Below are 15,319 nucleotides of genomic sequence, written 5' to 3' on the forward strand. Positions count from 1 at the left end.
GGAATGCGCCGTGAAAGCCACATTCACAGCGGTGTGCTCAGGTCGGCAACTGCCTGAGTTCGCCGTGGACGTGCTTGTCCGCCGGCACGGTGCTCATCACTTCGCCGAGCAGCGCGGGCAGGCGTTTCGTCAGCTCGCCGATGCCGCCGCTCAGTTGCTCGCACGTGTCACGAGCTTTTTCGAGGTACCAGTTGAGGATGTCCACGCACGAGTGGGACCGGGCACCGGGTATCGCGAAGTCCTGCGGGGTTTCCTTGGCTTTCGCCTGGGACTCGATCGTGCTGATGGCCATGGAGGCCAGGCCGATCCCGAACGTGATGGCGTACGGCAGCCCGGGGATGAAGCCGGCCAGCGCGAGCAGTGTCCCCGCCACCTTGACCGGATCGGCGTCCTGCCCCTGCTCCAGTCGCCGCAGCGCCGCGACCGTGTGTGCCATGAGCTCGTTCAGTTGCTTCCTGGCCGACTCGATCAGGGCGGCGTAGGCGACCACGGTCGCGCCGAGTTCCGCGTGCAGCGGCCCGCGGATGTAGATGAGGAAGTTCATCAGGCTGATCAGGTTGTCCAGTGCGGCTTCTTTGGCGTCACTGTCCCACCCCGACTGGATCACCGCCTGCATCGCACCGTTCAGTTCGCCGAAGTCGGCGACGGACTCCCGCACCTGCCCCGACGGCGAGCCCGTCTCCATGCCCTTGTCGAACGCGAGGTGCTGGTAGGCCCAGTCGATCGGCGTGACGTAGGCGTCCGGCCCCGCGGGACCGGTGTCACTCGTGGCGACGTGCTGCCCCGACAACACCTGGGCGAAGGCCATGAAGTGTTCGGGGGTCGTGCCCAGGTACTGGATCACGGTGCAGATGTACTCGGGACCGAAGTCGAGGTGGTGGTAATTGCCCACGGGGATCGAAGAATCCGCCGAGCCGCCCGGGTGGCCGTTGGCGTGCATTTCGTAGATGTCGGGACCTATGCTCGCGATGTAAGGGGTCCACGAGTAGGTGTCGTCGGAGCTTTCCGCCAGTTTCTGCAAGCAGGCGGCGAATTGCCTGGCGTGTGGCATCTGCTCGGTGTCCACGCCGGCCAGCAGGCCGTGCCAGTCTTCGAGTGGTCGCGGCGTCGGCCAGTCGTTCTCCATGGCTGTTGTCCTCCCCCAGGACCGGTTACATCTCTTCCAGGATCGACTGAAGGGCCTTGCGGGCATTGACGTCGGCGTGGGCGTACATGGCGGACGCGTTCTTGACCGCCTCGGCGTGTGCGCCGATGAGGTTGACGAAACGCTGCTCGAGGACCAGCACCCGTTGCAGTTGCCTGAGCCATTCGGTGCCGAACACCTCGTAGTTCCGCTTGAACGCGCCCGTTTCGCCTTCGTGCCCGCCGAAGAACGGGTCCTGGAGCGGGGTGCCCAGCGCCGCCAGGGTGTCGCCTTGGCCTGGAAGTATTCCCGCACCGCGGTCAACTTCTGGTGCGCCTCGTCGAGGCCTGCCGTGCTGACGTGGAAGCCGCCTTTGCCACCCTCACCGGGTGAATTCGTCTCCATGTGACCACCCTCCCCAGGCATGAGCGCGATCGTAGCGCTGTAGCACCGCCGGTGTGGGCGTGACCGGGAATTCGGCTGGGACTTGTTGCCGGGGGTATTTCCGGACATCCCGGGACGGTCAAGCCAGTTCGATGGCGACGATGCAGGTGTCGTCGTCGGTGTCGGCGTTGCTGTGGGTGAGCAGGTGGTCCAGGCGTTGTTCGAGGGTGTCCGCGGGGGCCTCCGCCAGGGTGAGCAGTTGCGCGATCGCCTCGTCGATGGAGCGGCCTTTGCGCTCGATGAGGCCGTCGGTGTAGAGCAGCAGGATGTCCGAGGGGGCCAGCTGGATGCTTTGCTCCTCGTACTCCGCGGCCGCGGTCGCGCCCAGGAGGATGCCGCCGATCATGGGCTGCCCGGTGGCCGTTCCCTCCCGGATCAGCACCGGGGGCAGGTGCCCGGCCCGCGCCCAGCGCAGGATGCGCGTCGCCGGGTCGTAGATGCCGCAGACGGCCGTGGCGATCACGCGTTTGGTCAGGTGGTGCGCCACCAGGTTCAGCCACGTCAGCAGCTGCGCCGGACCGGCGGCGGTGGCGGCGAGGCCGCGCAGCGCGTTGCGCAGCACCACCATGCCGGTCGCGGCTTCGATGCCGTGGCCGGCGATGTCGCCGACGGAGAGCAGGATCTGCTTCGACGGCAGGGTCACCGCGTCGTACCAGTCACCGCCGACCAGCTGGTCGTTTTCGGCGGGGCGGTAGTGCACGGCGATCTTCAGCCCGGCGGTGTCGATCGGGTCGGGCGCGGTCGGCATGATCGCGCGCTGCAGGTGCAGGGCCAGCCGGTTGCGCTCGGCCGACTGCTGTTCGGTGTGCGCGAGCTGGTCCCGCGTGGCCGCCAGCGCCACCTCGGTCCAGTGCTGCGCCGAGATGTCCTGGTAGGCACCCCGCACGGTGAGCAGCCGCCCGTCCGCGTCGAGCACCGGGTCCGCGATCACCCGGATGTGCCGCGAAATGCCGTCCGGGCGCTGCAGGCGGAACGCGGTGGACGCGGGACGGCGGTGGTGCAGCAGGGTGCGCAGGAACCGGCCGATCGCCGTCGCGTCGTCGGGGTCGGCGTGCGCGGGCAGGTGGTGCAGCGCGATCGGCCGGGCGGTGACCGGCAGCCCGTACAGCGTGTAGACCTCGGTGTTCCAGGCGATCTCGCCGGTGACCGCGTTCTCCTCGAAGCCGCCGATCCGCCCGAGCCGCTGGGCGTGCTGCAGCAGCCCGGCCAGCCGCGCGGTCTCGTCCTGCACCCGCCAGATCAGCAGCACCGCGTCGCCGTGGCGGGTGACGCTGATGCCCGCGGTCAGCGTCACCGGGACGTCCTCGACCAGCGTGGTGAGGGTGGTTTCCTTGGCGCGGAACGGTTCCCCGGTCGCGTGCACGTGCTCGACCTTGTCGAACAACCCGCTCTTCCCGGCCACCATCGGGTAGATCTCGAGCAGGGGCGCGCCGACCACCGCGTGGCGCGGGCGCCCGGCCGGGTCGGCGAACGCGCTGTTGGTGTGGTGGATGCGGAAATCGGTGAGCCTGCCGCCCGCGTCCAGTTCCGGCAGGAGCACCAAAGCCGGGTCGAGCACCGCGTCGGCCACGTCGATCAGCTTGTCCGCGTCCCTCTCGAACGACGGCGCGACCTCGGCGACGTGCGTGTCGAGCGCGCGGGCGCACAGTTCGGCGAGCGCCTCGATCTGCCGCTCGATCTGCGGTGACTGGTGGGAAAGCGGTGCGGGCCAGCAGATTTCGAGTACGCCGAGGATGCGCCCGCCCGCGTCGGCGGGCACGGTGACCCGGGCACCCGGCACCTCGCGCTGGCCGATCGACGGCGGCCCGGTGCGGGCGAGATCCTCCAGCCAGACCAGCCGTCGTTCGGAAAGCGCGCGGCGGGCCGGGGTGGCGAGGCCCGGCGGCACGTACCGCCACCGCTTCGCCTCTTCCGGCGGCAGTCCCGCGAAGCCCGCCAGCGCCAGGGAAGCGTCCGAACCGGCGGCCCAGACGGCGACCGCGGTGGCGCCCAGCGGGGCCAGCGCGTGTTCGAGCAGCGACTCCGCGACCGCCTGGGCGTCGGTGGCCGCCAGGACGCCGCCTTCCGCGCTGCGCAGGCGGACCGCGGCCGACGGGCCGGGGTCCGGCACGGCCGGGTTCGCGGTCAGCAGCTCGCCCGCCGCTTCGCCGAGCTTGTCCCGCGCGGACTGGTTGACGATGTCGGCGGCCAGTTCCAGCTGCGGCAGCCCCGCCTGGGCGGCCAATTCCGCCAGCTGGTGCGCGGCCTGCGAAGGTCCACAGTGGAGCCTTTCGACCAGGATGCCCTTGGCCAGCTCCAGCAGCGCGCGGCCCTCGGTCTCGGCGTGGGCCTGGCGCACCTGCGCCCGCAGCCGCTCGACCGTGGCCGCCAGCCGGGTCAGGTTCGCCGCTCCCGCTTCGGCTTCCACGCCCACCTAGTCCTCCAGCCAGCGCTGGATGCACGCCAGCAGGTGCGCCGAATCCACCGGTTTCGTCACGTAGTCGCTGGCGCCGGAGCCGAGGCTCTTCTCCTGGTCACCCGGCATCGCCTTGGCGGTCACCGCGATGATCGGCAGCTCGCGGTGCTCCGGCATCGCCCGGATCGCCGCGGTGGCCGCGTACCCGTCCATCTCCGGCATCATCACGTCCATCAGCACCAGGTCGATCTCCGGGTGCGCGACGAGGGTCTCCAGCCCGCGGCGCCCGTTCTCCGCGTGCAGCACCTGCAGGCCGTGCGTTTCCAGCATGCTGGTCAGCGCGTAGACGTTGCGGGTGTCGTCGTCGACCACCAGCACCGTGCGCCCGGCCACCCGCCGGCCCAGCTCCTTCGGCGACGGCCCGCCGACCGGGGGCTGCGGCCGGACCAGCGGGACGACGTCGCCGGGCTGCGCGGCGGTCATGTGCAAGGCGATCCGCTCGCGCAGCTCGTCCAAACTGGACAGCAGTTCGAGCGGCTGCACCCCGGCCCTGGCCTGCAGCACGCGTTCGGCGTCCTCGTCGAGCCGCCGGTTGTGGTGGGCCAGCACCGGCACCGAGCGCAGCGCGGAATCGCCGTCCATCGCGGCGAGGAAGCGCAACCCGGCTTCCTCGGGCATGTCCAGTTCCAGCACCACGCAGTGGAACGCCTGCGTGGCGAGCGCGGCGGCGGCCTCCTCGGCACCGACCGCGGTGACCAGCTCGACCTGGCCACGGGTCTCGATCAGGTCCGGCACCTCGGCGAGGTCGGCGATCACGCTTTCGGCCACCAGCGACAACAACCCGCGCGGGTACTTCTCGATCACCAGCAGCCGCCGCTGCTGCGGTGGCTCGGGCACCGCCTGCGGGGCGGGCGCGGGGGCGGCCGCCGGTGCGGGGGAGACCTCTTCGAAGTCCGGCCGCGCCACCGGCAGGTACAGGGTGAACGTGCTGCCCCGGCCGGGACTGCTGGCCACGGTGATCACCCCGCCGAGCAGGTAGGCGATCTCCCGGCTGATCGACAGGCCCAGCCCGGTGCCGCCGTACTTGCGGCTGGTGGTGCCGTCGGCCTGCTGGAAGGCGCCGAAGATGGACTGCAGCTGCTGTTCGGGGATGCCGATGCCGGTGTCGATCACCCGGAAGGCGATCGCCGCGCCGTGGTGGGCGACCGAGGCGGGCACCTCCGGCGGTGCCACCGGTTCGATGCGCAGGTCGACGCCGCCCTCTTCGGTGAACTTCACCGCGTTGGACAGCAGGTTGCGCAGCACCTGGCGCAGCCGCGAGTCGTCGGTGAGCAGGTCGACCGGCACGCCGGGGGCGGTGGTCACCCGGAAGCTCAGGTTCTTCTGCGTGGTCAGCGGCCGGAAGGTGGCCTCGGCGTAGTCCAGCAGCCGGCGCAGCGGCACGCGCTCCGGGCTGATGTCCATCTTGCCCGCCTCGACCTTCGACAGGTCCAGGATGTCGTTGATCAGCTGCAGCAGGTCCGAACCGGCCGAGTGGATGATCCCGGCGTACTCCACCTGCTTCGAGGTCAGGTTGCGGGCCGGGTTCTGGGCCAGCAGCTGCGCCAGGATGAGCAGGCTGTTCAGCGGGGTCCGCAGCTCGTGGCTCATGTTCGCGAGGAACTCGGACTTGTACTTCGAGGCGATGGTGAGCTGTTGCGCGCGGGTCTCCAGCTCCTGGCGCGCCTGCTCGATCTCCAGGTTCTTCGCCTCGATGTCGCTGTTCTGGCTCGCCAGCAGGGCGGCCTTCTCCTCCAGTTCGGCGTTGGACAGCTGCAGTTCCTCCTGCCGGATCTGCAACTCACCTGACCGCGACTGCAATTCGGTGGCCAGGCGCTGCGACTCGCCCAGCAGCTCGTCGGTGCGCGCGTTGGCCACGATGGTGTTGACGTTGACGCCGACGGTCTCCATGAGCTGTTCGAGGAAATCGCGGTGGGTGGCGGTGAACCGGTGCACCGACGCCAGTTCGATCACGCCGAGCACCTGTTCCTCCACCACGATCGGCAGCACGATCAGGTTCGTCGGCGCGGTCTGCCCGAGGCCGGAGGAGATGGCGATGAACCCGGCGGGCATCTCGTCCACCGCGATCGTCCTGCGGCTGCGGGCCGCCTGCCCGACCAGTGATTCGCCGAACCGGAAGCGGATGTCGCCGTCGGCGGCCGGGTGCCCGTAGGCGCCGATCAGCCGCAGTTCCGGCGTGGCCGCGGAGTCGTCGGCGAGGTAGAAGGCGCCGTACTGGGCCGAAACCAGCGGCGCCAGCTCGTCCATGATCAGCTCGGCCACCACCGCCAGGTCGCGGCGGCCCTGCATCAGGCTGGAGATGCGGGCCAGGTTGGACTTGAGCCAGTCCTGCTCCTGGTTGGCCTTGGTGGTCTCGCGCAGCGACTCCACCATCGAGTTGATGTTGTCCTTGAGCTCGGCGACCTCACCGGAGGCCTCCACGGTGATCGACCGGGTCAGGTCGCCCTCGGCGACCGCGCTGGTCACCTCGGCGATCGCGCGCACCTGGCGGGTCAGGTTCCCGGCCAGTTCGTTGACGTTCTCGGTCAGCCGCTTCCAGGTGCCGGACACGCCCTCGACCTCGGCCTGCCCGCCGAGCCTGCCCTCGCTGCCCACCTCGCGCGCCACCCTGGTCACCTCGGCGGCGAACGCCGAGAGGGTGTCGACCATGGTGTTTATCGTGGTCTTGAGTTCCAGGATCTCGCCGCGGGCGTCCACGTCGATCTTGCGGGTCAGGTCGCCCAGCGCCACCGCGGTGGTCACCTGGGCGATGTTGCGCACCTGGTTGGTCAGGTTGTTCGCCATGAAGTTGACGTTGTCGGTGAGGTCCTTCCAGGTGCCCGCCACGTTCGGCACCTGGGCCTGCCCGCCGAGCATGCCCTCGGTGCCGACCTCGCGGGCCACGCGGGTGACCTCCCCGGCGAAGGCGGAGAGCGTGTCCACCATCGTGTTGATCACGCCGGCCAGCGCGGCGACCTCGCCCTTGGCCTCCACGGTGATCTTCTGGGACAGATCGCCCCTGGCCACCGCGGTGGCCACCTGGGCGATGTTGCGCACCTGGTTGGTCAGGTTCGACGCCATCACGTTGACGTTGTCGGTCAGGTCCTCCCAGGTGCCGGACACCCCGCGCACGGTGGCCTGCCCGCCGAGGTTGCCTTCGGTGCCGACCTCGCGGGCCACGCGGGTGACCTCGTCGGCGAAGGCGGAGAGCTGGTCGACCATCGTGTTGATGGTCTCCTTCAGCTCCAGGATCTCCCCGCGCGCGTCGACGCGGATCTTCTGCGACAGATCGCCCTTCGCCACGGCGGTGGTCACCTGCGCGATGGAGCGCACCTGCGCGGTCAGGTTGTCCGCCATCACGTTCACCGATTCGGTGAGCGCTTTCCAGGTCCCGGAAACACCCTTCACATCCGCCTGGCCGCCGAGCCGTCCTTCGGTGCCGACCTCGCGGGCCACGCGGGTGACTTCGACGGCGAAGGCGGAGAGCTGGTCGACCATCGTGTTGATGGTGTTCTTCAGCTCCAAGATCTCCCCGCGCGCGGTGACGGTGATCTTCTGCGACAGGTCACCGCTGGCGACCGCGGTGGCGACCTGCGCGATCGAGCGCACCTGCGCGGTCAGGTTCCCGGCCATGAAGTTCACCGAGTCGGTGAGGTCGCGCCAGGTCCCGGAAACGCCCTTGACGTCGGCCTGGCCGCCGAGGATTCCCTCGGTGCCCACTTCACGCGCCATTCTGGTGACTTCGTCGGCGAAGGAGGAGAGCTGGTCGACCATCGTGTTGATGGTGTTCTTGAGTTCGAGGATTTCCCCGCGCGCGTCGACGTCGATTTTCTGCGACAAATCGCCTTTCGCCACCGCCGTGGTCACCTGGGCGATGTTGCGCACCTGATCGGTCAGGTTCCCGGCCATGAAGTTCACCGAATCGGTGAGGTCGCGCCACACCCCGCCGACCCCGGGCACCTGCGCCTGCCCGCCGAGCCTGCCCTCGCTGCCCACTTCGCGGGCCACGCGGGTGACTTCGTCGGCGAAGGAGGAGAGCTGGTCGACCATCGTGTTGACGGTTTCCTTCAGCTGCAGGATTTCCCCGCGCGCGTCCACGTCGATCTTCTGCGAGAGATCACCGCTGGCGACCGCGGTGGCCACCTGGGCGATGTCGCGCACCTGCGTGGTGAGGTTGCCCGCCATGGCGTTCACCGAGTCGGTGAGGTCCTCCCAGGTGCCCGAAACCCCCGGCACCCGCGCCTGGCCGCCGAGCCGCCCGTCGGTGCCCACTTCCCTGGCCACGCGGGTGACCTCGGAGGTGAACAGGGAAAGCTGGTCCACCATTCCGTTGAACACGGTCGCTATTTCGCCGAGCAGGCCGTCCGCGTCGCCCGGCAGGCGGATCCCGAAATCGCCGTCGCGGACCGCGGTGAGCCCCGCCAGCAATTGCCGCAGTTCCGGCTGTTCGGCTCTTTCCGGCGTCCGCGTTCCGACCGTCGCCTCACCCATGCCAACCCCGCTTCGATCCGGACCGTGCCGGATCGAGGCCCGGCCTGTTCAACTTACCGCCGGGAAGGCCCGGCGCGGACGCTCCGGTCAACCGGAGCGGTGACCGTGTCGCGCGACGGGACGCGGCCAGCTCATCCGCACGCTCGTGCCGTGCGCGGACGGACGGATCTCCACCGAACCCGCGTAGGCGCGGATCATCGGCAGCCCGCGGCCGCGCCCGGTGACCCGGGGATCGCGCGGCGGCCGCCAGCGCCCGTCGTCGGTGATCGTCACGGTGGCCCTGTCCTGTCCCGGCGGGCAGGTCGCGTGCAGGTCCAGCGGACCGGGCCGGTTGCCGTAGGCGTGGTCGACCACGTTGGCCATCGCCTCGTAAGCCGCGCTCACGACGGCTTCGGTGTCCTCCTCGGAGAGGTCCACCCGGTGGCACCACGCGGCCAGTTCGCGGCGGATCTCCGGCAGGCGCTCGGCACGCGCCGGGACGCGCACGTGCAGTTCGGTGTCCGGCTGGCTGAACACGGGCCAGTGCCCCCTTCGACCAACGTCGGGTACGGCACTGGAAGGAATACCCGTGCGGGGACCGGCTAACCTCCGGCGAGCGCCTCGGCCCGGCTCGGGTAGACCGCGAGCACCTCGGTCAGGCCGGTGATCTCCAGCGGGCGCAGGGTGGCCGAATTGCCCGCGACCACCCGCAAGGGGGCCGTGCCGCTGGTCTTCTCCTGCAACTCGACCAGGGCCTCCAGCCCGGCGGAAGCCAGGAAACTGACGTCGGTGAGGTCGAGCACCAGCGCGGCGGGCCCCTCCCGCAGCGCCTCGGCGCCCGCTTCCCGGACCCGGGGCGCGGTGAGCAGGTCGATCTCGCCGGTCAGCACCAGGATCACCGTGGCGCCCTGCCGCTCGGTCCGCACGGTCAAGGCCGAGCCGCCGTCGGACGCCATCAGGTCGGAAGTCACGCGCTCATCCTCCCACGGGGAGGTCACGCCCCGGTGCCCGGCGCACCCCGTTCCACCAGGCGGAGGAAGGGGCGGCGAAGGGCCGCAGCAAGGTGGTCAGTTCCGGGTCGCCGCGGCCGTTCAGCTGATCGGAGGCGATCTTCCTGGCGACCCCGGCGAGGAAGTCGGCCACCTGCACCCTGGCGTCCAGGCGCGAGTCGACGAACCGCAGGCGCAGCGGGACGCCGCCGAGCAGGCCGCGCACCTGGGCGATCCTCTCCTCGGTCAGCGACGGCTGCTCGTCGTGCACCACCGAGACGCCGCGGCCGCCGTCACTCCAGTGGCGCACGGTTTCGGCGAGCGCGGGCAGCAGCGGGTTCAGCACCACGTCCTGGCGCCAGGCGGCCAGGTCGGCGTGGCGCAGCCGGTCCGCGAGCGGGGTCCCGGCGACCAGTTCGGTGAGGGAGTCGGGCGCGGGCTGGCGGTTGCTGGTGCGGATCAGATCGTTGAACGCGCCCAGGATCCGCGTCCAGCGAGCGGGACCGAAGGTGCGCGGCCCCTCCCGGTGCAGGTCGGCGTGGTCCTGCCCGAGCAGGCCTGCCAGCAGGCCCGAGAGGAAGAACGCCTTGTCCGTCAGGTGCACCTTGGCCACGCCGTGGATCGGCCCGGCGGGGCTGAGCAGCCACACCAGCACCGGCCGGTGCTTGGACCGCAGCAGGTGGTTCGACTTGTACTCCAGCGCGGGGGAGCGGATGCGCGCGCGGATCTCCCGCAGGCAGTCCACGGCCGCCTCGGTGCTCAGCCGCACCCCGGCGTGCGCGAAGACGTCGGTCTCGCCGCCGATGAGCTTCTCGCCCTCGGACCCCGATTCGTCGCAGGCGATCTCGACGAAGGTCCGCTCGCCTTGATCCACCACGTGATGATCCTAAGCGCTCGTCCGGTGGAGCAGCTCCCACCGAACCCGCCCGCCCCGGCACCCCTCCACCCGGCGAATGCTATGAGTGGGGCATTACTTGCATTGAACGCTAGTAATGCCCCACTCATAGCATTCGCCCGGGGGGGGCGGGGCTTGGGAGCGTTTCGGGGTGTCCGGTGAGTGGACCGATGAGTTTCGGGGCTCCCGGGAGTCACAGTCGGTAGAAGCGCTGCCCGCACCCGGAGGAGACCCATGGCCAAGCTCATCTACTCGATGCTCACCTCGCTCGACGGTTACGCCGAGGCGGCGGAGGGCGGCATCGGCACCGGGGCCGAGGTCCCGGAGGTGCACTCCTTCATCAACGACCTCTTCCGGCCCCTCGGCACCTACCTCTACGGCAGGCGGATGTACGAGACGATGGTCTACTGGGAGACCGCGCACACCGAGCCCGGCCAGCCGCCGCACGGCCTGCAGTACGCCCGTGACTGGCAGGCCGCGGAGAAGGTCGTGTACTCCACCACGCTGGAGTCGGTGTCCAGCGCGAAGACCAGGATCGAGCGCACCTTCGACCCGGACGCGGTGCGCAAGCTCAAGGAAGAGGCCGACGCCGACCTCAGCGTCGACGGCCCGAACCTCGCGGCCCAGGCGATCAGGGCCGGCCTGGTGGACGAGTACCACCTGTTCACGACCACGAGCGTGGTCGGCGGCGGCAAGCGGTTCTTCCCCGACGGCGTGCGCCTCGATCTCGACCTGGTCGACCAGCGCGCCTTCGACAGCGGGCTCATCTACGCCCACTACCGGACCCGCTGAACTCAGACGACCAGCGCGTGCACCGCGGCGGGCGCGGTGTCCCCGGTGCGCCGGTACGCCGTCCACGCTTCGGCCGCGCGGTGCAGGCCTTCGCGGAGTTCGGCCGTGGGCGCGGTGAACGGGATGCGCAGCCGGTCCGTGCTGCCGCCGCCCGCGTCGAGCGCGGTGCCCGGCAGCAGGGAAACCCCGTGCCGCAGGGCGAGTTGCGCGAACGCGGAGGCGTCACCGGCGGGCAGGCGCACCCACAGGCACTGCCCGCCGCGCACCGGCTCGAACTCCCAGCCGGGCAGCAGTTCGGCGAGCAGTGAGCAGGTCAGGTCGTGCCGCCGCCTCAGCTCCTTGCCGCGCCGGGCGGCGATGTCGTCGAGGTGGGGCAGCAGTTCCACGGCGGCCAGTTGTTCGAGCACCGGGCTGCCGAGGTCGTGCAGCGCCTTGATCCGGGCCAGCTGGCCGATGTCGGTCTCCGCGGCCCGGATCCAGCCGGTCCGCACCCCGCCCCAGACGGTCTTGGTCATCGAGCCGACGGTGAGCACCGCGCCGGGCTGGGCGAAGGCGGCCAGGTCCGGCGGCTCCGCGTCTTCGAAGGACAGTCCGTTCAGGACGGTGTCGTCGACCAGCGGAAGCCCTCGTGCCGCGGCGATTTCGACGATCCGGCGACGGGCGAGCGCGGAGAGCGTGTGCCCGGTGGGGTTGTGGTGCGTGGGATTCAGGTAGGCCAGCCGCGGCCGGGATCCGGCCAGCGCCGCGGCCCAGCCGTCGACCCCGGCCGGTGCCGTCCTGAGCACCGCGGCCGCCGCGCGGAACAACTCCAGCGCGCCAGGGTAGGTCGGTGTCTGCACCAGCACCTCGTCGCCGGGGGAGAGGAACAGCTGGGAGATCAGCGACAGCGCCTGCTGACCGCCGGTGGTGACCAGGATCTGTTCCGGGGTGGTCGGCAGCCCGCGGCGGGTGTACCGCTCGGCGAGCCCTTCGCGCAGCTCGGGGTGGCCGAGCGGGTGGTAGCCGATGCTCTCGCCGGTCACTCCGGGCAGGCGGGCGATCGCGCGCTGGTAGGCCTCGGTGAGTTCGGGCGGCACACCGGCGGGTGCGGTGCAGGCGAGCGACAGCACGCCCTCGATCGGCTCGAGGTAGTTGACGAACAGCGGGTTCGAGCCGGTCACGGCGGCGGGCCGGAGCCCGGACAGCACCGCGGGCGCGACCCAGGTGCCGCGGCCCTGGTGCCGTTCGAGCTTGCCCTCCTGGCGCAGGTGGTCGTAGGCGGCGACCACGGTGCTGCGGCCGACGGCGAGCAGCCCGGCGAGCACGCGGTCCGGCGGCAGGGCGGCGTACGGCGGCAGCTGCCCGGAATCGATGAGCCGGCGCAACCGGTCCGCGAGCAGCAGGTGCAGTGGGCCGCGTGCGGCCGACCAGCGGCCGAGCTGCGCGACCAGGCGGTCCGCGGGCCACGGGTCCGGCATTGGCTTCGTCACCAAACCAATTTAGCCGGATTGGCGCTGTCGGCGGCCACCGGCACGCGCCAGGCTCTGGCCATGCACACCGACCGGAAACCGGCCACCAGGGCCGTGCACGTGACCGCGCCACCGCTGAACGATTCCCGGCCCCTCAGCGTGCCGATCTACCAGGCGTCCACCTTCGCCTTCGACGACCCGGACGCGCTGGCCGCCGCGCTGGGCGCGCCCGACCAGGGCTTCACCTACAGCCGCTACCGCAACCCGACCACCCAGGCGCTGGAGGAGACGCTCGCCGACCTGGAGGGCGGGGTGGCGGCCGCAGCCACCGCGTCGGGCATGGGCGCGATCAGCTCGATCCTGCTGGGGGAGCTCGGTTCCGGTGACCACGTGATCGCGCAGAACTGCCTGTACGGCGGCACCTACGCGATCCTGCGGGACCTCTCCGCGCGGTTCGGCGTCGAGGTCACCTACGTGCCCGGTGACGACCCGGCCGAGGTCGACGCGGCCCGGCGGCCGAACACCCGGCTGCTCTACCTGGAGACCATCGCCAACCCGGTGACCAAGGTGGGCGACCTGCCCGCGTTCCTCGCCGCCGGGAAGGCGGCCGGGCTGGTCACGGTCGTGGACAACACCTTCGCCAGCCCCATCCTGTGCCGCCCGATCGACCACGGCGCGGACGTGGTCCTGCATTCGGCCACGAAGTACCTCGGCGGGCATTCCGACGTGACCGGCGGCGTGCTGGTCTTCGCCGAAGAGGAGCGGTACCGGCGGGCCTGGCAGCACACCATGGAACTGGGCGCCGCCGCGGACCCGTTCGCCGCGTGGCTGATCATCCGCGGCATCCAGACCCTGCCGCTGCGGATGGAGCGGCACTGCGCGAACGCCGGGCGGCTGGCGGACCGGCTGGCCGGGCACCCGGCGGTGGCGTCGGTGCGCTGGCCGGGCCGCGCCGATCACCCCGACCACGAGGTGGCGAGCCGGTTCCTGGCCGGCTACGGCGGCATGCTGGCCTTCGACCTGCACGGCGGGCGCGAAGCGGGGCGGCGGTTCGCGAAGGGCGTCCGGCTGGCGAAGCTCGCGGCTTCGCTGGGCGGGGTCGAAACCACGCTGATGCACCCGGCGAGCACGTCGCACCGCCAGTTCGACGCCGAGGCGCTGCGGGCGGCGGGCATCGGCGAGGGCACGATCCGGGTCTCGGTGGGGATCGAGGACGCCGACGACCTGTGGGCCGACCTGGCGCAGACCCTGGACGGGAGTTGACGCCGCTCAGGCGACCGGGCGGACCCCTTGCCCGATGGCCGAGGCGAGGAAGCACCAGCCCCGGGAGACGGTCAGGCAGGGCAGGTGCTTCTCCCGCAACCGGTGCAGCAGCGGGTCGTCGCTGTGCAGCAGATCCTGGTCGATCACCCCGCAGATGACCCCCTCGTCCACGGTGTCCGCGGCGAGCACGCCGTGGCGTGCCGCCCAGGCGGTGAGTTCGCGCATGGCCGCGGACTGGCCGAGGTAGACCACCCTGACCGCGGTTTTCTTTCTTCGATCGTCGGCTTGCATGGCTGACTCCCCTTCCGCTGGCGGCGCTGCCCGGGGATATCCGGAAACGCGGTCCCCAAAACCGTTCAACACCAGGCACCGGGGGAATTGCCAGTTCGTTTCCACGGAATCGATCAGGTGTTCCACCGGGTGGGGGCCGGGATGTGTGCCGAAGGCGAAGCAAACAATCCTGGGAGGACACGTCCGGGTGATCGCCGGGCCCTGTTGGTGAACGCTGTGCGCACTGTTGGGGATCTTCTGACAAAACCGGACAAGGTAACCGGGGCGCCTTGACGGAGACATTGGTCTAGTCCACTGTCGGTGCTCGTACGAGGTCGCGGAGGGTGTCCGTGCGCGGACGGCCCGCGACTGCCGGTCCCCACCTGGCACAGGAGGCACCATGTCGACTCGACGCACGCCCCTTCGCCGCAGGCTCGGCCTGCTCGCGGCTTCACTGGCCGCCGGCACCCTCGCGGTGGTCCTGCCCGCGGCCGCTTCGGCGGGCCCGGAGAGCACGGAGGGTGACGTGACCGCGGCGGCGTTCGTGGTCAGCGAAGACCAGTTCAACCAGATGTTCCCGAACCGGAACCCGTTCTACAGCTACAGCGGGCTGACCGCGGCGATGAGCTCCTACCCCGGCTTCGCCAACACCGGCAGCGACACGGTGAAGAAGCAGGAGGCGGCCGCGTTCCTGGCGAACGTCAACCACGAGACCGGTGGTCTGGTCCACATCGTGGAGCAGAACACCGACAACTACCCGCACTACTGCGACGCCACCCAGCCCTACGGCTGCCCGGCCGGGCAGGCCGCCTACTACGGCCGCGGCCCGGTCCAGCTCAGCTGGAACTTCAACTACAAGGCGGCGGGCGACGCGCTGGGCATCGACCTGCTCAACGACCCGTACCTGGTGCAGAACGACGCGGCCGTGGCCTGGCGGACCGGCCTCTGGTACTGGAACACCCAGAGCGGTCCCGGCACGATGACCCCGCACGACGCGATGGTCGGCAGCCGCGGCTTCGGCGAGACGATCCGCAGCATCAACGGCGCGCTCGAGTGCGACGGCAAGAACCCGGGCCAGGTGCAGAGCCGGGTCACCGCCTACCAGAACTTCGCCGGGGTGCTCGGCGTCGACCCCGGCGCCAACCTCTACTGCTGAACCCCTCTCGCCGAACCTCTACCGCTGAACCCCTA

At 70.6% G+C, this 15,319-nt stretch carries 12 protein-coding genes; 3 read left to right on the plus strand and 9 right to left on the minus strand.

What is annotated here, in order from left to right:
• Positions 1-37 precede the first annotated feature (37 nt).
• The 7 genes from L3Q67_RS28665 to L3Q67_RS28695 all read right to left on the minus strand — a co-directional run bounded on the left by L3Q67_RS28665 (position 38) and on the right by L3Q67_RS28695 (position 10,337).
• On the minus strand, positions 38-1,126 hold the full coding sequence (locus L3Q67_RS28665) for a hypothetical protein (RefSeq protein WP_499184538.1): 1,089 nt from the start codon (positions 1,124-1,126) through the stop codon (positions 38-40).
• A gap of 25 nt (positions 1,127-1,151) precedes the next feature.
• Entirely contained in the window at positions 1,152-1,322 is a 171-nt protein-coding gene (locus tag L3Q67_RS28670; RefSeq protein ID WP_499184539.1) for a hypothetical protein, read from the minus strand.
• A gap of 324 nt (positions 1,323-1,646) precedes the next feature.
• Positions 1,647-3,980: a SpoIIE family protein phosphatase gene (locus L3Q67_RS28675; RefSeq protein ID WP_499184540.1), complete on the minus strand. Its 2,334-nt coding sequence runs from the start codon at positions 3,978-3,980 to the stop codon at positions 1,647-1,649.
• Complete coding sequence (locus L3Q67_RS28680) at positions 3,981-8,492, minus strand: HAMP domain-containing protein (protein WP_499184541.1); 4,512 nt, start codon at positions 8,490-8,492, stop codon at positions 3,981-3,983.
• A gap of 87 nt (positions 8,493-8,579) precedes the next feature.
• Positions 8,580-9,008 carry an ATP-binding protein gene (locus tag L3Q67_RS28685; protein WP_499184542.1) on the minus strand — a complete coding sequence of 143 codons (429 nt, stop codon included), beginning with the start codon at positions 9,006-9,008 and terminating at the stop codon, positions 8,580-8,582.
• Between the two features lie 65 nt (positions 9,009-9,073).
• Complete coding sequence (locus tag L3Q67_RS28690; RefSeq protein WP_499184543.1) at positions 9,074-9,442, minus strand: STAS domain-containing protein; 369 nt, start codon at positions 9,440-9,442, stop codon at positions 9,074-9,076.
• Positions 9,443-9,446: 4 nt separating this feature from the next.
• A complete protein-coding gene (locus L3Q67_RS28695; RefSeq protein WP_499184544.1) occupies positions 9,447-10,337 on the minus strand; it encodes a DUF3800 domain-containing protein in 891 nt (296 codons plus the stop codon).
• A 252-nt stretch (positions 10,338-10,589) separates the two neighbouring features.
• Here L3Q67_RS28695 and L3Q67_RS28700 point away from each other — a divergent pair, with 252 nt between their 5' ends.
• Positions 10,590-11,147, plus strand: coding sequence for a dihydrofolate reductase family protein (locus L3Q67_RS28700; protein ID WP_499184545.1), 558 nt, complete (start codon positions 10,590-10,592; stop codon positions 11,145-11,147).
• A 2-nt stretch (positions 11,148-11,149) separates the two neighbouring features.
• Here L3Q67_RS28700 and L3Q67_RS28705 read toward each other — a convergent pair whose 3' ends face one another.
• Positions 11,150-12,616 (minus strand): aminotransferase-like domain-containing protein, encoded by a 1,467-nt coding sequence (locus tag L3Q67_RS28705; RefSeq protein ID WP_499184546.1) that lies wholly within the window; start codon positions 12,614-12,616, stop codon positions 11,150-11,152.
• Positions 12,617-12,676: 60 nt separating this feature from the next.
• On the opposite strand from L3Q67_RS28705, the gene L3Q67_RS28710 reads away from it, so the two are divergent.
• Positions 12,677-13,858, plus strand: coding sequence for a trans-sulfuration enzyme family protein (locus tag L3Q67_RS28710; protein ID WP_499184547.1), 1,182 nt, complete (start codon positions 12,677-12,679; stop codon positions 13,856-13,858).
• Positions 13,859-13,864: 6 nt separating this feature from the next.
• On the opposite strand, the gene L3Q67_RS28715 is transcribed toward L3Q67_RS28710, so the two are convergent.
• Positions 13,865-14,149, minus strand: coding sequence for a hypothetical protein (locus L3Q67_RS28715; RefSeq protein ID WP_499184548.1), 285 nt, complete (start codon positions 14,147-14,149; stop codon positions 13,865-13,867).
• A gap of 379 nt (positions 14,150-14,528) precedes the next feature.
• Between L3Q67_RS28715 and L3Q67_RS28720 the strand changes: the two genes are divergently transcribed.
• Complete coding sequence (locus L3Q67_RS28720; RefSeq protein WP_499184549.1) at positions 14,529-15,284, plus strand: chitinase; 756 nt, start codon at positions 14,529-14,531, stop codon at positions 15,282-15,284.
• The last annotated feature ends 35 nt before the right edge of the window (positions 15,285-15,319 follow it).

It is taken from the genome of Saccharothrix sp. AJ9571, from assembly GCF_021725495.1.
Taxonomy (GTDB): domain Bacteria; phylum Actinomycetota; class Actinomycetes; order Mycobacteriales; family Pseudonocardiaceae; genus Amycolatopsis; species Amycolatopsis magusensis.